The organism is Streptomyces sp. NPDC020898, from assembly GCF_044333925.1.
Taxonomy (GTDB): domain Bacteria; phylum Actinomycetota; class Actinomycetes; order Streptomycetales; family Streptomycetaceae; genus Streptomyces.
This window is the reverse complement of record NZ_JBIRRV010000042.1, coordinates 2,295-19,583: the sequence shown is the minus strand read 5'-3', so window position 1 is coordinate 19,583 and position 17,289 is coordinate 2,295. Positions and strand designations below refer to the sequence as shown.

Annotated in this window: 14 protein-coding genes; 9 read left to right on the top strand and 5 right to left on the bottom strand. The window is 69.7% G+C overall.

Annotation, left to right across the window (positions count from 1 at the left end):
- Positions 1 to 305 precede the first annotated feature (305 nt).
- The 5 genes from ACH4TV_RS48125 (at position 306) to ACH4TV_RS48105 (ending at position 7,033) form a co-directional block, all read left to right on the top strand.
- Positions 306 to 671, top strand: coding sequence for a hypothetical protein (locus tag ACH4TV_RS48125; RefSeq protein ID WP_398407831.1), 366 nt, complete (start codon positions 306 to 308; stop codon positions 669 to 671).
- Between the two features lie 649 nt (positions 672 to 1,320).
- Positions 1,321 to 3,402 (top strand): peptidoglycan-binding protein, encoded by a 2,082-nt coding sequence (locus tag ACH4TV_RS48120; RefSeq protein ID WP_398407830.1) that lies wholly within the window; start codon positions 1,321 to 1,323, stop codon positions 3,400 to 3,402.
- Positions 3,403 to 3,416: 14 nt separating this feature from the next.
- Complete coding sequence (locus ACH4TV_RS48115; protein WP_398407829.1) at positions 3,417 to 5,273, top strand: PhoX family protein; 1,857 nt, start codon at positions 3,417 to 3,419, stop codon at positions 5,271 to 5,273.
- Positions 5,270 to 5,623 carry a peptidoglycan-binding protein gene (locus ACH4TV_RS48110; protein WP_398407828.1) on the top strand — a complete coding sequence of 118 codons (354 nt, stop codon included), beginning with the start codon at positions 5,270 to 5,272 and terminating at the stop codon, positions 5,621 to 5,623. Before ACH4TV_RS48115 ends, ACH4TV_RS48110 begins: the two co-directional genes overlap by 4 nt.
- A 384-nt stretch (positions 5,624 to 6,007) precedes the next feature.
- Positions 6,008 to 7,033, top strand: coding sequence for an ArsR/SmtB family transcription factor (locus ACH4TV_RS48105; RefSeq protein ID WP_398407827.1), 1,026 nt, complete (start codon positions 6,008 to 6,010; stop codon positions 7,031 to 7,033).
- A 265-nt stretch (positions 7,034 to 7,298) separates the two neighbouring features.
- Here ACH4TV_RS48105 and ACH4TV_RS48100 read toward each other — a convergent pair whose 3' ends face one another.
- Positions 7,299 to 7,559 carry a DUF397 domain-containing protein gene (locus tag ACH4TV_RS48100; RefSeq protein ID WP_398407826.1) on the bottom strand — a complete coding sequence of 87 codons (261 nt, stop codon included), beginning with the start codon at positions 7,557 to 7,559 and terminating at the stop codon, positions 7,299 to 7,301.
- Between the two features lie 211 nt (positions 7,560 to 7,770).
- Between ACH4TV_RS48100 and ACH4TV_RS48095 the strand changes: the two genes are divergently transcribed.
- Positions 7,771 to 8,100: a hypothetical protein gene (locus ACH4TV_RS48095; protein ID WP_398407825.1), complete on the top strand. Its 330-nt coding sequence runs from the start codon at positions 7,771 to 7,773 to the stop codon at positions 8,098 to 8,100.
- 167 nt (positions 8,101 to 8,267) lie between these two features.
- Entirely contained in the window at positions 8,268 to 9,626 is a 1,359-nt protein-coding gene (locus ACH4TV_RS48090; protein WP_398407824.1) for a polysaccharide lyase family 1 protein, read from the top strand.
- Positions 9,627 to 9,915: 289 nt separating this feature from the next.
- Here ACH4TV_RS48090 and ACH4TV_RS48085 read toward each other — a convergent pair whose 3' ends face one another.
- From ACH4TV_RS48085 to ACH4TV_RS48075, 3 genes are all read right to left on the bottom strand, one after another.
- Positions 9,916 to 11,853, bottom strand: a complete 1,938-nt coding sequence (locus ACH4TV_RS48085; RefSeq protein ID WP_398407832.1) for a potassium channel family protein — start codon at positions 11,851 to 11,853, stop codon at positions 9,916 to 9,918.
- 120 nt (positions 11,854 to 11,973) lie between these two features.
- Complete coding sequence (locus ACH4TV_RS48080; RefSeq protein WP_398407823.1) at positions 11,974 to 13,110, bottom strand: cobalt-precorrin-5B (C(1))-methyltransferase; 1,137 nt, start codon at positions 13,108 to 13,110, stop codon at positions 11,974 to 11,976.
- Positions 13,107 to 13,745, bottom strand: coding sequence for a precorrin-8X methylmutase (locus tag ACH4TV_RS48075; RefSeq protein WP_398407822.1), 639 nt, complete (start codon positions 13,743 to 13,745; stop codon positions 13,107 to 13,109). Before ACH4TV_RS48075 ends, ACH4TV_RS48080 begins: the two co-directional genes overlap by 4 nt.
- A 143-nt stretch (positions 13,746 to 13,888) precedes the next feature.
- Between ACH4TV_RS48075 and ACH4TV_RS48070 the strand changes: the two genes are divergently transcribed.
- Positions 13,889 to 15,013: a substrate-binding domain-containing protein gene (locus tag ACH4TV_RS48070; protein ID WP_398407821.1), complete on the top strand. Its 1,125-nt coding sequence runs from the start codon at positions 13,889 to 13,891 to the stop codon at positions 15,011 to 15,013.
- On the opposite strand, the gene ACH4TV_RS48065 is transcribed toward ACH4TV_RS48070, so the two are convergent.
- Positions 14,970 to 15,455 (bottom strand): MarR family winged helix-turn-helix transcriptional regulator, encoded by a 486-nt coding sequence (locus ACH4TV_RS48065; protein ID WP_398407820.1) that lies wholly within the window; start codon positions 15,453 to 15,455, stop codon positions 14,970 to 14,972. The two genes, ACH4TV_RS48070 and ACH4TV_RS48065, sit on opposite strands and share 44 nt — an antisense overlap.
- A 232-nt stretch (positions 15,456 to 15,687) precedes the next feature.
- Between ACH4TV_RS48065 and urtA the strand changes: the two genes are divergently transcribed.
- A complete protein-coding gene (gene urtA / locus ACH4TV_RS48060; protein WP_398407819.1) occupies positions 15,688 to 16,941 on the top strand; it encodes an urea ABC transporter substrate-binding protein in 1,254 nt (417 codons plus the stop codon).
- Positions 16,942 to 17,289 lie beyond the last annotated feature (348 nt).

Sequence of the window (17,289 nt, the reverse complement as noted above, 5' to 3'; positions counted from 1 at the left end):
GAGACGGTTCTCTTGGTCGAAAACCCATCTACCAGGGGCTTCACCTGTTTGTCAGGCCAACTGCCCAGCCGCCGCCGGAGGTTGGAAAAGGCTCAGTGGGTGTCGAGCGGTCCCGGCTGTCAGGGCGCCGAACATCTCACCGCCACCGCCGTGGGATGCCTGCAACCTGGGCTTTTGAGCTGTGCCGAAAGTGCCTGTCCGTGTCGGCGCCCGGGTGCGAGGCTGTCCGGGCTGTCCGGCAACGCAATCAGCGGACAAGTCCTGAAAGACCCGAAACGTACACACGCGTAGGAGGAGCGATCCCCATGCTCAGGCGTACCGCAACAGTTCTCGGTGCAGCGGCCGCGGCTTTCCTGCTCACCACAACCACGGCCGCCGCTGCTGACAGCATCATCTCCGCGGGAGAAGACAACATCAAGTGGAGGAGAAGCTGCGACACCGTGTACTTCGGAGCGGTCGGCACGACGTACGCGCTCACCAGAAAGGACGCCGGCGGATCGTGCCAGGGCGATGCCTGGGTCCGCGCTTACACCTACAGCGGGTGGACGTCGTGGGTGCACAGCTCGACCAAGGCGGAGATTTCGAGCTCGGGTGGCCATATCACCAGGGCACAGCACAAGGGCTGCGCTGACTGCACCGTGTACTCCACGGAGCTGCGGAGCCTGGACTGAGCATGGCCGTCTGCGGGTTCCTCCACCGCGCAGCCATACGCGTTGGCGGTATTGCCCGGAGAGAGGGGCGGCGCTCACAGCCAGTCAGAAGGCCCTCGACGTCGCCGTCGAGGAGCGAGCGGCAACCCGCGACCCGCTCCGCGTCGACGCGGGCCCGCATCTGCCCCTCATACGGCGCGAGGACGGCTTCGTGGTAATTGCGCAGCGCCCGCACGAGTTCCCTGCGCTCCGGCAACTCGGCCGGCCTCGGGGCCAACGAGGGGGCTCCGTGGGCCCGTTCGAGGCCCTTCTCCCGCAGTCGGTGGCGTGCGGTGCGGTGCCACTGCGCATAGGCCCAACGGCACCGCCGGGTCTGGAAGCGGGCAAGGCCGGCGAAGATCCCACCAGAGCGGATCCGGCGCGGTGGCCAACCGCGTTCTGGCCATCGACCTCGCTGAAGCGGATGCGGAGCATGTCGTTGTCCCCGATGAGCTCAGCTTTTGCGGTCAGCCGCAACAGCGTGGCCCAACGCCGGCCGTTGGGCCATCGTAGGTCTCCCGGACCGCTTGGACCCTATGAGTCTTGAGGTATCGGTCGGCCACTGGTCGACTACGGTCACTCCGGCACGGCGGAGGAAGAACCGCCGCCCCCTGGAAGGAAAGCCCGCATCATGCCGATCTCCCTTCGCCCCCGGTCGGATTGGGCGCAGTACGTCACCGAAGATCCGCGAATCGCCTTGCTCGCAGCGGCTTTGGGCAGCAAGGCCGCAGTTGTGAGGCGCGCCGAAACCCCGACGGCGAACGAGAACCTGTGGGAGCCGTGGACGGGAGGTGTCTTCATTCATCACAGAGGAGGGGGCACGTTTCAACCCTCCTCGGAACGCGACTGCCAAGTGGAAATAGCAAAGGCTTGGGCAAGCGGTTTTTTTGATGTTGACGACATTCACTACAACTTCCTGGTCTGCCCACACGGGGAGATATACGAGGGCCGAGGATATCGGCGAGCCGAGGCCAATGCTCCCGGCTATGTGAACGGTGTCGGCAGAAACACCGGGTTCTACTCGATATGCGGTCTTCTTTGCTCGGAAGACGATCCGACCCTGGCCATGCTGAATTCAATGAAGGCCCTGATCTGGCATCTGCGGGCCGAGACACTGCTCAGCCTGAAAGCGGGACCTCTCATAGTGCCCCATTCGCTGGGATACAACACGGAGTGTCCCGGAAACCTCACCGAGTACGCGCAGGCAGGCTCCAAGATAGATCCCGGCACCGGCACGGCCGGGAAAGAAACCGGACTGCAGATCATTTCACGCAGCCAGTGGGGGGCCCGTCCGCCTCGCGACGAGGACTTCGCTTCGCCGTCGCAGCGCACCGGATTCGCCGTGCACTACTCGGCCGGTCCGACGTCACAGACGCCCCGGGCCATCCAGAACTACCACATGGACGGCAACGGGTGGTGGGACATCGGTTACAACTTCCTTGTGGACCGGAACGGCCGAATATTCGAGGGGCGGGGCTGGATGACCGTCGGCGCGCATGCGACGGGCTACAACACCAGCCATTTCGGTGTGTGCTTCATCGGACGGGACGGCGACGCGACCCAGACCGCCAAGAACTCCATTCGCAGCCTGTACTACGCCGCGAACGGATACGCGGGAAAGACACTCACCAGGACGTACCACAGCGCGATCGGCTCCACGGCCTGCCCCGGCAACGACCTGCGGACCTGGGTGCAGAACGGCATGCCGGGAACCACGTACCCCATCGTCGGCGGTCAGCCCGTATACAACGGTGAACCCCCGAGCGACGGCTCGGCCGGTGGCCTGACCAGCGTCCGTTCCATCGCCTCGCAGCAGCGTGCCGTCAACGGCCTCGGCTACACGCCGCAGTTGGACGTCGACGGCCTCTGGGGACCGCTTACCAATGCCGGAGTGAAGTGGCTCCAGGCCAAGGTCGGCGTCAGCGCGGACGGCCTCTGGGGGCCGCTGACCGAGGCGGCCTACGTGGCGTACAACGGTGGCAACGGATCCGACGGCGGCCTGACCACGATCCGTACCGCCGCCGCGCAGCAGCGCGCCGTCAACGGCCTGGGGTACTCGCCGCAGCTGGCCGTGGACGGTGTGTTCGGGCCGCTCACCAGTACCGGAGTGAAGTGGCTCCAGAGCAAGGTAGGAGTCAGCGCGGACGGCCTCTGGGGCCCCGCCACCGAGGCCGCCTACGTGGCGTACACCGGAGGGACGGGCAACGCGGACGGCGGGTTGTCCACCATCCGGTCGGTCTCGGCCCAGCAGCACGCCGTCAACAGCCTGGGTTACACACCGAAGCTGGACCTCGACGGCAGCTTCGGACCCAAGACCGAAGCCGGAGTCAAGTGGCTCCAGGCCAAGGTCGGCACCGACGCCGACGGCCTCTGGGGACCCGCCACCGAGGCCGCCTACAACCGCTATTCGGGCAGTGCGGGGCTGGCCGTGGACGGTGGCTTCGGCCCGGCCACCATCACCGCGCTGCAGTACGCGATCGGCGTCACCGCCGACGGCCTCTGGGGACCGGCGTCCAAGCGGGCCCTGCAGGAGCACCTCAACACCTGGGCCGGTGCGGGCCTGACCGTGGACGGCGATTTCGGCCCGGCCTCGGTGAAGGCCCTGCAGGGGCACCTCAACAAGATGACCGGTGCCGGTCTGACCGTGGACGGCGACTGGGGCTCGGGCACCACCAAGGCCCTGCAGACCGCACTCAACCAGGGGAAGTTCTAATGCGGGACGATGCGATGAACACCACGGACATCCGGTCGACCGGCCTGTCCCGACGGGGCGTTGTCACGGGCGGAGCCCTGGCCGCCGCCAGTCTCCTCGGCCTGGGGACTTCGGGAGCCGCCGCCCTGCCGTCGGCCGTGGGCGCGTCGGCCGGGCGGTCCGGCACGGCACGCCCGGGGCTGTCGTCCTTCACCGCGGTGGCGGCGAGCGAGGCGGATGCCGTCACGGTCCCCGCGGGGTGCACCGCCGACGTCCTCGCTCCCTGGGGAGAGGCCGTGCGCGCGGCCGGGCCGCGATGGCGGGCGGACGACAGCGGTACGTCGGCCGAGCAGGCGCAGCAGGTCGGCAGCCATCATCACGGCGTCCAGTTCTTCCCCTTGGACGACGGTGCCGCGGGAAACCGCCACGGGCTGCTGGTCATCGGCCACGAGGCGACCGACCCCCAACTGCTGGGCGGCGGGGCCGACAAGGCGATCGCCGCACAGGGCCTCACCGTGCTGGAGGTGCGCGAGTCCGGCAACGCCTGGAAGGCCGTGGACTCGACATACAACCGAAGGATCACGGGCGACTCGCCGGTCCGGTTCTCCGGTCCCGTGGCGGTCGACGGCAGGTCGCGAGGCGTGCTGGCCTGCGGCGGGCACGGCGTCACCCCGTGGGGCACCTACCTGGCCGCGGAGGAGAACTTCAACGCCGTCTTCGGCACCGACGATCCCGACTGGCGGCGTGGAGAGAAGCACGTCCGGTACGGCCTGTCCGCCGACGGCTTCGGCCACCCCTGGCACCGCACCGACCGGCGATTCGACCTGGCAGCCCGCGAAGCGAGACCGGACGAATTCGGCTGGATCGTGGAGTTGGACCCCCGCGATCCGTCCTCCGTCCCGGTCAAGCGGACCGCACTGGGACGCTTCATGCACGGCAGCGCCACGGTGACCGAAGCCGCCGGACGCCTCGTGGTCTACAGCACGGACGCTGAGGACGGCGAGTACCTCTACAAGTACGTCAGTACGGACAGTTGGCGCCGACTGCGCGACCAGGGCAGGAGCCCGCTGGACCACGGCACCCTCTACGTAGCGAGGATCTCTCCCGACGGCGTCGGTCGATGGCTGCCGCTCAGGCACGGCCACGGACCGCTGACCCGCGACAATGGCTGGCACGACCAGGCCGACGTCCTGGTGCGCGCCAGACTGGCCGCGGACGCCCTCGGCGCCACTCCTCTCGCCCGGCCCGAGCGGGTCGCGGTGAACCCGCTCGACGGCGGCGTGTACCTCGCCCTCGCCAACAGCGCCGGCGGCTCCTCGTGCGCGGGCGGGGCGGCACAGGGTGCGGCTGCCGCAGGCACCTGCGCGAGTGGTGCCGACCCCTACGGGCGCGTCATCCGCTGGCGCGAGGAAGAGGGCGGGGAGGAGGAGGCGCCCTCCTTCCGCTGGGAGGAGTTCCTCGTCGCCGGTGACCCGGATCTGTCTGCCGACGGTGCGTTCGCCGCCCCCAAGGGCCTCTGGTTCGGCGCGGACGGAACGCTCTGGATCTCCACCGGTGTCTCCGGCCACGCCCTGAACGGCACCGCGGCGGCCTATCAGGCGGCCGGGAACAACGCCCTGCTCGCCGCCGATCCCACGACCAAGAAGGTCCGCCGCTTCCTCACCGCCCCACGCGGCGCCGAGGTCACTGGAGTCACCGCCACTCCTGACGGACAAACGCTCTTCGTGAACATCCAGCACCCCGGCGAGCGCACCGCCCGGTGGGGCGCCCCGGACGCCGCCAACCCCGGTGCGGTGAGCACCTGGCCGTCCGGCCAGCCGGGAAACCGCCCCCGTTCCGCCACCGTCGCCGTCCACCTGGTCCGAAACCCGCGTCGAAAGGAATCGTCATGAACATCAAGCCGGCCGCGCTGTCAGCCGCCACCGTCCTGCTCCTCGTGCTGGGAGCCTCAGATCCGGCCGCCGGAGCCGAGCCCGCACGGTACGGCACCGCCGCCGTCGCGGCCGATTGCCCCGAGGCCCAGAGCCACCCGGAGATCAGACGTGGTTCCACCGGCACCGCGGTCAGGCACGCGCAGTGCATGCTCAACAAGGGGGCGGGCTACATCAACGTGGAGATCGATGGGATCTTCGGCCGCATCACCGAGATAGCCACGAAGGACGCGCAAGGCCGGTGCGGCGCAGATGTTGACGGCATCATCGGTCCCGACACCTGGCGCTGTCTGCACGCCTTCAACCAGTAACCGTCCCTGATGTGTGAGCGCTCAGGAGTTGCTGACGCGGCATGCGTGACTGGCGGCTCGGCCACGCTTTGACTCGGGTCAGTGGCTTACGGCCTCCGGCGTGGTCAGCAACTGGCCCGACCACGAACCGCACGGACGCCCTCGCTCCACCATGGTGGCCGTCCACCGGACCCAGGACCGGACGGGCTGACGGCCTGATACCGACGCCGGGAGCAGAGCCGCATGCTCCCGGCGCACCACCGGCCTGTACTTGAATCCTGCATCTCGTTGAGCCCCCGTTTATCGTCTCTTGATCGCAGCTACCTACGATCGTCTGGCCGATCCCGCGCCGAACGAACGCTGGTGCGCTGTAGAGCGAGAGCCGAACTCAACTGGGGGAACGACATGCTCCGCATTCACTTCACCGATGTGGATCTGGCTAGGACCCGGCTCGCCTCCGCTCCTGATCCGCTCTCCGAGATCTCCGCGAGTCTGCACCGGCTCCAGTCCCGGAGGGGAAGGTGGGCCTTCGCCGGGTGGTACCGCACGACACGGCAACAACTGCGGGAGAAGGGGCTGGAGCGCGTCCTGCGGAGTGTTCTGCTGCCCTTGTATCCAAGGGCCGCGTACTATCCGGATTTTCTCACTCCGGTCGGTGCGGTGGACGGACTGGACGTGGGACTGGAGTCAATTCTGGCTACGCCTCCGCAACGGGTCATGGAGGAGATGGCCATCCTCGACCGGACCGTCGGAGCACCTGCGTGGGCCGGGCAACTGGCCGGACCAGAAGTGCGCAAGGAGTTCGTGGGGGTCCTGCGCGCGTACTACGAGGTCGTCGTCGCCCCCCACAAGGAGCAGGTGCAAGCGCGTATCGAGGCCGAGCGGGCGGCACGCTGCCGCGGGCTCCTCGACGGCGGAGTGGAGGGCATGCTCGCGGGACTGGGGCCCATGCTGCGCTGGCGCCCTCCCGTCCTGGAGGTCGCTTACCCCAGGCAGGCGGATGACCGGGACCTGCACCTGAACGGCCGTGGGCTCACGCTCGTCCCTTCGTACTTCAACTGGGGCGAGCCGGTTGCCTTCGCCGACCCGGGACTGCCGCCCATGCTCTGGTACTCGCTGCTCCACGAGCCCGAGGTCCGCTCCGTGACTGACAGTGCCCCCGAGCAGTCCCTGACCAACGTGCTCGGGCGTGCCCGAGCGGTCGCCCTGCGCGCCGCGTCCGCCGGCGCCACGACCGGCGAGATCGCCCGCGCCGGCGGAGTTTCGGCCTCCGCCGCCAGCAGACACGCCACCGCGTTGCGCGACGCGGGACTCATCACCACCGTTCGGAATGGCCCGACCGTGCTGCACACCCTCACACCCGCGGGCGCATCCCTGCTGCGCGCCGCCATGCGCAAGGCAGAGGACGACATCACGGCCACCGTCGTCTGAACCGACGGTCCGGCGCCGAAGGCGGGTCACACCAGATGTGGTTTTCAACACCCCCGAGGCCACGGTCAGGCCCTGCACGCCTGCTGCGCGACACGGGACCTGCTCCCTGGGAACTCCCGTTGAACCAGCCGCTCTCGGGTCATCGTCAGGCAGGACGCACTTCGCACTGCGGCGGACGCACTCCCCCGACGTGGGCCGGGGCGCCGAACGTGCTCGTGCCGAGGCCCGCTCCAGTTGGCGCGGGCCTCGGCTCGGTGCGTGTACGTCAGGACTCGAAGCGGCCCTCGCGCACCCCGGTGATGAAGGACGCGAACGCGGCGGACGGCATCAACAGGGCCGGACCGTCGGGATTCCTGGAGTCGCGCACGGCGACGGTGCCGGGGAGGCCGCCGACCTCGACGCAGGCGTTGACGGCGTCGCTGTAGGAGGACTTGACCCAGGCGACGCCGAGGTCTCGGGCTGTCAGTATGCGGGTGTCAGTTATGGGTGATCTCTCGTGATAGCTGGCGCAGGAACTATGGATCACACCGCTCGCGGTTCACTGTCCTTGACGATCAAGGCCGTCGCTCTGTCCGGCTGCCGTACGACAACGGCCCCCGCCGAGGCGGGGGCCACTGAGCGCAACCCCAGAACACGGCTCCGGGGTACCGCTCTGTTGTCGACGCAGAACGGAGTCACTGTATGACGGAAGGTAGTGACAGGAACTGGCCGATTTCCTCGACCGCACCGAGTCATGGATGGCGAACGTCGAGAACGGCAGGATGCCTCTCGACCGATACTCGCTGATCACCGCCATCGCCGACCGCTGCGACGTGGACGTGGTGTGGTTGCTGGGCCAGCCCTACCACCTTCAGCGCAATGGCGGAAACCTCACCCATGCCCACGTACCGGCCCTACGAACGGGGCTGCGCCGGGCGGGGCTGATCCTGTCCGGTCATCCAGGGCTCGCACCTCAGGGTGTGCCGGTCGACGCCCGCACGATGCGGCTCTGGAGGACTGCGAGTGGACTTCTCGACCCGGAAGGAGTTCGAGCAGGTCATCGACCACATCAGGACAACATGGGCTGATCAGGGGGAACTTCGTCCGGGACCGAGCTGAACTTCCCTGACAGAAAGGGAAGTTGGAGGCAACCTTTCCCGCCACGGCGACCACACATGAGTCGGAACCCCCTTCACGGGGGCTCCACACGCATCACGTGTTCACCTGAATACGTACGTTACGTAAGGACTCATCCGTGGTCTCTGCTTCCGCGCGCCCCGCTCACCGCCGCTCTGTCCTCAAGCGTCGCACCCTCGTCGTCACCGCCGCCGCCGTGGCCGCGGGGGTCGGCGCCGGCGTCCTCGTGATGAACGCCAACGCCAATCCCGTCGTGGACCTGTACCACCAGGTGCTGCCCGCCAAGGACGGCTGGGCGGCGTCCGGTGCCGGTACGACCGGCGGGACGAAGGCCGACGCGGCGCACACCTTCACGGTGTCCACCCGGGCACAGCTCGTGAAGGCGCTGGGCTCCGCGACCGACACCACGCCCCGGATCATCAAGATCAAGGGCACGATCGACGCCAACACCAATGACGCCGGCAAGAAGCTGACCTGCGCGGACTACGCCTCCGGCACCGGCTACGCGCTCTCCGCCTACCTCAAGGCGTTCGACCCGGCGACCTTTGGCAAGAAGGTCCCGTCAGGCACCCAGGAGACCGCCCGCAAGGCCGCCCAGGACAAGCAGAAGAAGAACATCGTCCTCAGGGTGCCGTCCAACACCACCATCGTGGGCGTCCCCGGCACCAAGGCCGGCATCCTCGGCGGCAGCGTCCTGGTCCAGAACGTCAAGAACGTCATCATCCGCAACCTCACCTTCGCGGACACCCAGGACTGCTTCCCGCAGTGGGACCCGACCGACGGCTCCTCGGGCGAGTGGAACTCCAACTACGACTCCGTCACGCTGCGCGGCGCGACCAACGTCTGGGCCGACCACAACACGTTCACCGACGCGCCGACCTTCGACAAGACCGAGGCGACGCACTTCGGCCGCAAGTACCAGGTCCACGACGGCGCCCTCGACATCACCAACGGCTCCGACCTGGTGACCGTCGAGCGCAACCAGTTCCTCAACCACGACAAGACGATGTTGATCGGCAGCAGCGACACCGACTCCACCGGCAAGCTGCGCGTCACCATCCACCACAACCTGTGGAAGGGGATCGTGCAGAGGGCACCCCTGGCCCGCATCGGCCAGATCCACCTCTACAACAACGTCTACGACACCACCACGGTCAACGGCTACGCCCCCAAGTACAGCCTCGACTCCCGCGCCAAGGCCCAGGTCGTCGCAGAGCGCAACGTCTGGAAGATCCCCGCCGACGCGAAGGTCGCCAAGCTGCTGAGCGGCGACGGCACGGGCTCGGTCGCCGGCACCGGCAACATCGTCAACGGCAAGGCCACCGACCTCGTCGCCGCGTACAACGCCGCGAACCCGTCGAAGAAGCTGAAGACCACCGTCAACTGGACCCCGACCCTCACCGGCGGCATCCAGACCTCGGTCACCAACCTCCTGACCGACCTGACGGGCACGACGGGCGCGGGCACTCTCCTCTGACCACCCCCGCACAAGCGTGACGCCGCCCGGCCACCCTTCTCCGGTGGTCGGGCGGCATCGCCATGCCCATGGCCCGAGCCGCATTACGCAGGGCTCGCCGCCGAAGGGCTCCTTGTACGACTCCAGGGTCGTCCTCCGTCAGCGGCGCTACGCGTGCACACTGCGCGGCTGGGTGAACCAGTGGGACGAGTCGCCGAGCCCACCGCCGACGGCAGCCGATGACCCAGCCGATGACCCAGCCGATGACCCCGGCTGCCCGAAGCCCGCGTAGGGACGTGCTCCGATCCGCCTACGCCCCCGCCCGCCCCCGAGGCCGCCGTCCCAACAGCTCCGCCAGCCCGCGCCGAGTAGCCGCCAGTACCACCCGGTCCTCTGCCCGCAGCACATACGTCGGCGGCAGATCCCACACCAGCCCCGACAACCCCGGCCGTACGTTCTCAGAGCCGCCCTCCGAGGGCGAACCGCCGGGCCCCACGCCCGTGTCCAGCGCCAGCACCCGCCAGGCCCCCGCCCGGAACGCCTCGCCCACCGTCCGCCCCTCCAGCTGCGCATGCCCGCCCACCCGCATCGCCGCGAACAGCAGCACGCGCCGCTCGACCGGGATCGTGCCCAGGATCTGCGTCTGGCGGCCCATCATCGCGCCGGCGAACGCGGGCGCCGCGAGGTGCGACACGCTCCGGCTGCGGGTCGTGGCCCCGGGGTGCGCGGCCCGGAGGGTGCGGTACACGGCGGTGGCGAAGTCGTCGTCGTACAGGCGCAGGACGACGCGCAGGTCGGGGCGTACGGAACGCCCGTACAGCACCGCCTCCAGGTTGGTCGTGTCGGCGCTCGTGAGGGCGAGGAGGGCCTGCGCGCGGTTGATCTTCGCGGCCTCCAGGACGCCCTCCTGGGTCACATCGCCCAGCACCACCGGCACCCGCAGCCGCCGTGCCGTCGCGACCCCGCGGGCGTCCGGATCCGCCTCGACGCACACCACCGGGATGTCGAGTTCGCGAAGGCGGGTCAGGACACGCGTACCGATCTTGCCGAGCCCGAGCAGCACCACATGCCCGCTCAGTCCGCGCGGCGGACGGCGTACGGCGGACCCGTTGCGGAACGTGCCCAGCGCCTCAAGGGCCGCGGCCAGCAGCACCGGCAGCAGCAGCAACCCGACCAGCCCGGAGAGGAGTTGGAGGATCTGGCGGGTCGTGGAGGCGCCGATCGCCGGGTCGTTGATGGCGAAGAGGTCGAGGAGGGTCAGGTAGGTCGCGTGGATCGGGTGGTCGCCCGTCGCGATGGTCAGCGCGATCGCGAGGGCGATCACGCAGCCGACCATGACCGCCAGCGACCACCGCAGCCGCCGCGAGAAGAGGGAGGCGAAGTGCGGGACCACGGCCCGCCCGGTCGACATCGACGTCCCGGAGTACGCGTACGACACCGTCTGGAGGACGACCGTGCCGCGTCCGGTCGCCGCCGCCACCGCCGCCTCGTCGGGCAGCAGCCGGGGGCCCTGGTCGCCGCTGCTCTCGGAGCCGTCGGCGCCGGCCGGGTCGCTGCTCGTGGTGGAGAGCAGGGCGAGCGTGTACAGGCCGGGGTCGGCGACCTCGCCGGGCGCCGGGGGCTGCCGTTCCACCGCGCGCAGCAGCAGCCCGGCGGTCTGGACGACCTTGCTGGTGCCGGTGATCGCGGTGGCGGCGAGCGCCGGGGCGGCCGTGTCGGCGTCGGAGAGGACGGTGGTGGACGCGTCGACCCGGTGACCGGACCACTGCTCGTCACCGGCATCCGCAGCGGCACTCGCCGCCGCCAACGCCGAGGCCTGGTCGAGGAGTTCCTCGATGTGCTGGCCCAACCGCCGGTTGTAGAGCCGCAGTACGAGCCGCAGCCGTGGGTTGATGCGCCGGGCGGTGAGCGCGGCGCGGATGTTGGTCTCGTCGTCGTCGTAGACGAGCGCGAGGGCCGCGGCGCGCTCCGCACCGGCCTCGGTGAACACGGCCTCCGTCAGCTCGTCGGCCTCCAACACGCCTTCGTGTGCGGCGGGTTCACCGGTCCCACCCGGGTTGCCCGCCGCCCGGTTGACGACCGCCGACACCCGGTCGAGCAGCGCCGACGCGGTCCCGGCCCGGACGACCACCGGGGGCCGTACCGTCCGTTCCGAGGGCGGTACGACGAGGGTGACCTGCTCGCCGTAGACGTTGCGGAGTTCGGCGGCGAGGCGGTGCGCGAGGGCGTCGTCCCCGCACACGATCATGTGCCCGGCCCGGTCACCCGTACTCGGCGCGCTCTGACTCGGAAGGTTCCCCACGATGGCCACGAGGGGAAAGACTGCCTCACCGGGACGGGTGGTTCCACACGGGGGCCGCACCCGGCATCACGCCACCCCGCTACGCCCCACGATGTCTCCCGCCCGGTCGATGCAGATCACGTCGACCGCGACGGGCGCCCCGCGCAGTACCGCCAGGGCCTCGTCGCGTGCGGCCACCGCCACCAGGTCGCCGAGCGGCACACCGGCCGCCGTGCACAACTGGAGTGCGGCGAGGCCCGTGTTGGCGTCCGCGACCTCGGCGGCCAGCGTCTCGCCCGCGCCGCCGCGCCGGGCGAGTTCCGCGAGGAGGCCCTTGTCGACCTGGGAGCGGGCGGAGTGCAGGTCCAGATGACCGGCGGCGAGCTTGGACAGTTTGGCGAAGCCGCCGCAGATGGTCAGGCGGTCGACGGGGTGGCGGCGGATGTACTTCAGCACGGCGCCCGCGAAGTCGCCCATGTCGAGCAGGGAGTCCTCGGGGAGCCCGTACGCGGCCACGACCGTCTTCTCCGACGTCGAGCCGGTGCACCCGGCGACATGCGTCCGCCCGGCCGCCCGGGCCACGTCCACCCCGCGCCGGATGGAGTCGATCCACGCCGAGCAGGAGTACGGGACCACGATCCCCGTAGTACCCAGGATGGACAGCCCGCCCAGGATGCCCAGCCGCGGATTCCAGGTGGAGCGGGCGATCTCCTCGCCGTGGTCGACGGAGACGGTGATCTCGACGTCGCCCCTGTCTCCGTGCAGGTCGGCCACCCGGGCGACGTGGTCGCGCATCATCCGGCGCGGGACCGGATTGACCGCCGGTTCACCGACCGGCAGCGGCAGCCCGGGCCGGGTGACCGTGCCCACGCCGGGGCCCGCCCGGAACACGACCCCCGACCCCGCCGGCAGCCGCCGGACCGTCGCCCTGACCAGCGCGCCGTGCGTGACGTCGGGATCGTCGCCCGCGTCCTTCACGATGCCCGCCATGGCGTACGTGCCGGTCAGTTCCTCGGTCGCGAGGGCGAACGAGGGCTGTTGCCCCCTGGGCAGGGTGATCGTCACCGGGTCGGGGAAGTCGCCGGTCAGCAGGGCGGTGTACGCCGCTGTCGTGGCGGCGGTCGCACAGGCGCCGGTGGTCCAGCCGGGGCGCAGGCCGGTGTGCTTGAGCTGGGCGCCGCGCCCGCCCTTCGCCTCACCACCGGTCGCCTCCTCGCCGCTCACTCCACCTCGCTGGCGATGGCGTTCACGGCCGCCGCCGCGATGGCACTGCCGCCCCGGCGACCCCGTACGACCAGGTGTTCGAGCCGGGAGGGGTGCCCGGCCAGCGCGTCCTTCGACTCGACCGCGCCCACGAAGCCCACCGGGACGCCGATCACGGCGGCCGGGCGGGGAGCGCCCTCCTCGATCATCTCCAGCAGCCGGAAGAGCGCGGTGGGGGCGTTGCCCACGGCCACCACGGCACCCTCAAGACGGTCGCGCCACAGTTCCAGCGCGGCGGCGCTGCGGGTGGTGCCGAGCTTCGCCGCGAGGTCGGGCACCGCCGGGTCGGAGAGCGTGCAGATCACGTCGTTGTCCGCCGGCAGCCGCCTGCGGGTGATGCCGCTGGCCACCATCGAGACGTCGCAGAGGACGGGAGCGCCCGCCCGCAGGGCCTCGCGGGCCCGGGTGACGACGTCCGGGGTGTAGCCGAGGTCGCGCACGAGGTCGACCATCCCGCAGGCGTGGATCATCCGGACGGCGACCTGGCTGACGTCGGCGGGCAGCCCGGCGAGGTCCGCCTCGGCGCGGATGGTGGCGAAGGACTGGCGGTAGATCGCGGCGCCGTCCTTCTCGTACGCGAACGCCTTCTCGAACACTGTGCTCCCACTCGTCCATCCGTCGACGTTCGTCCGTCCGACGACGTTCGTGCTGCCGGCCCCGGCGATTCTACGAATCTACGAAACGGTCTCGATTCCGCCCGCCCCTTGGGCGGCGCCGGTGGGCAGGCAATCATGACCCCATGCAGCGGCCCGACCCCCGCCCCCGCCTCCACGCCCCCGAGTGGTTCACGGCCGACGACTCGACCCTGAACATCGCGCTGGTGTACCCGATGCAGGGGCCCGCCGGGATCTTCGGCCCGGCCTGTGAGGCGTGCGCGCGGCTGGCCGCCGAGGAGGTCAACCGGGCGGGCGGGGTCCTGGGCAAGGAGCTGCGGCTCCTGGAGGTCGACGGCGGCGCCGATCCGCAGCGGGTCGCCGAAGAGGTCGAGGCGCTGGTCGCGACCGGTGTGGTGCAGGGCGTCACCGGCTGGCACATCTCCTCCGTACGGCAGGCCCTGGCGCCCCGGGTCGCACACCGGGTGCCGTACGTCTACACGGCGCTGTACGAGGGCGGCGAGCGCACCGAGGGAGTCTTCCTGGCCGGCGAGACGCCCGCCGGGCAGCTGCGGCCGGCGATGCGGCTGATCAGCGAGGCGCGGGGCGTACGGCGCTGGTTCGTCGTCGGCAACAACTATGTGTGGCCCCGGCGGACGGCCCGCGCCGCCCGCCGGTACGCGCGCGAGAGCCGGGGCCGGGTGTGCGGGGAGGCGTATCTGCCGCTGGGGACGGAGGACTTCACCGACGTACTGCGCCGCATCGAGCACGCGGACGCGGACGGGGTGCTGATGCTGCTGGTGGGCAGTGACGCGGTCCGGTTCAACCGGGCCTTCGGCGCGTCCGGAATCGACCGGCGCTGTCTGCGCCTGAGCACCCTCATGGACGAGAACATGCTGATGGCGAGCGGCCCCGAGGCGACCCGCGACCTGTTCAGCACGGCCGCCTTCTTCGCCTCCCTCGCCAATCAGGACACCCTCGACTTCCACGGCCAGTACGCCGCCCGCTTCGGCATCGACGCCCCGGCCCCGGGCAGCCTCGGCGAGTCCTGTTACGAGGGTGTGCTGCTGCTCGCTGCCCTCATCGGCGCCGCCCGTACCCTCGACGTCTCCGCGATCGGAGCAGCCGCGGAAGCGGTGTCGTACGAGGGGCCACGCGGCCTGCTCCAACTGCGCGACCGGCATGTACGCCAGCGCATCTACCTGGCGGAGGCGGACGGCCTGGACTTCACCGTCCTCGCCCAACTGCACGCGCCCCACGACCAGTTGTAGACCCTTCTCCGTCCTGGTCCTCCTCCATGGTCGCGGCCAGTCGCTCCAGCAGCACCGCGAGTCGCGCCCCGTCGTCTTCCCGCTCCGCATCCTCCAACTCCGCCCAGTCCGCGCGTACTTCACGCGCCAGCAGCTGCCAGCGGTGGGCGCCGCGCGGGGTCAGGTGGGCCAGGACGCGGCGCCGGTCGGCGGGGTCGACGCGGCGGAACACCAGGTTCTCGTCGACGAGTCCGTCGATCAGCTTGGTGAGGCTCGGCGCCGGCAGGAAGGCGTGGTCGGCCAGCGCCGTCATGTGGTGACCCCGCCCGTCGGAGAGCAGGTCGAGCACCCGCCAGGCCTCGACCGAGCAGTCGAACCGGTCGAGTACGGCCTGCACCCGGCGTACGGAGAGGCGCTCGGCCCGGGTCAGCAGATGGAGCAGTTCCTGGGGCCGGGTCGCCATTGCACTCCTCCGCGTCGCACTGTCCGGCCAGGAAACCACAAGAGGAATCAGGAAAACAGATCCTTCATCCAGGAAGCATTATTTTGTTGATCTCCTGTTCTTTCGGCTCGGATTCTTAGTTCCACCGGAAACTGTTCTTCAATTGCGCGGAAACGCAGTTGAAACAGTCAACTCGCAGGCTGTGCACGCACTTCTCCCCTTCTCGTCCCCTTCTCCCCAAGGGCGGTTCTGCATGTCTGGGTTCAGCATCAGCAGGCGTGGTCTGCTGGCCGGCGTCTCCGCGGTCGGCGCGTCCGCCGCGCTCAGCGCCTGTGGCGCCAAGACCGGTTCCGACACGTCCTCGGACGCCGGTGTCCAGGCCGACACCTCCGGCAGCACGGTCAAGGTGGGCCTGCTCAACTCGCTGTCCGGCACGATGGCGATCAGCGAAGTCACCGTGCACAACGCGCTGTTGCTCGCCGTCAAGGAGATCAACGCGGCCGGCGGTGTGCTGGGCAAGAAGCTCGACCCCGTCAGCCAGGACGGCGCCTCGGACTGGCCGACCTTCGCGGAGAAGGCGGAGGCCCTGATCAAGGACGACAAGGTCGTGGCCACCTTCGGCTGCTGGACCTCGTCCAGCCGCAAGGCGGTCAAGCCGGTCTTCGAGCGGTACAAGTCGCTGCTCTTCTACCCCGTGCAGTACGAGGGACTTGAGGAGTCGCCGTACATCTTCTACACGGGTGCGACCACCAACCAGCAGATCATCCCGGCGCTCGACTACCTGAAGAAGCAGGGCCTGACCAAGCTGTACCTGGTCGGCAGCGACTACGTCTTCCCGCGTACCGCCAACAAGGAGATCCAGGCGTACGCGAAGGCCAAGGGCATGACGGTGGTCGGCGAGGACTACGCGCCGCTCGGCTCCACGGAGTTCAGCACGATCGTCAACAAGGTCAAGGACTCCGGTGCGGACGCCGTGTTCAACACCCTCAACGGTGACAGCAACGTGGCTTTCTTCAAGGAGTACAAGTCCTCCGGGATGACCGCGAAGAGCATGCCGGTGCTGTCCGTCTCCATTGCCGAGGAGGAGGTCAAGAGCATCGGAACGCAGTACCTGGAGGGCCAGTTGACGGCCTGGAACTACTACCAGACGACGCCCGGCGCCGCGAACACCAAGTTCGTCGCCGCCTACCAGGCCGCGTACGGCAAGGGGAAGCCGACCAGCGACCCCATGGAGGCCGCGTACATCTCGGTCTACCTGTGGAAGGCGATGGTCGAGAAGGCCGGTTCCTTCGACGTCCCCAAGGTCAAGGCGGCCTCGGACGGCATCACCTTCGACGCCCCCGAGGGCAAGGTCACGGTCGACGGTGCGAGTCAGCACGTCTACAAGACGGCGCGGATAGGCAAGGTCGGCGCCGACGGCTTGATCACCGAGGTCTGGAACTCGGGCAAGCCGATCAAGCCGGACCCGTTCCTCAAGGGCTACGACTGGGCGTCGGGCCTTTCCTGACCGGCAGTTCTTCGCCCCGCCGCCCCTACCCATTCCCATCCCCTGGGGGCTGCGCCCCCAGACCCCCTACGGCCCTGAACGGGCCTTGTCCTCAAACGCCGGACGGGCTGAAGATGCGGGCCGGCGCTGAAAGATCAAGCTCCGGCCGGCACCATCCAGCCCGTCCGGCGTTTGAGGACGAGCGCGTTCAGCGCGATACGGGGGTTCGGGGGCGGAGCCCCCGAGGGATGGGACGGGTAAGGGCGGCGGGGGCGAGGAAAAGCAGGGGGCCCCCCCCCCCCCCCCCCCCCCCCCCCCCCCACCCCCCCCCCCCAACACAAACAAAAACCCCCACCCCCAACCCGCCCC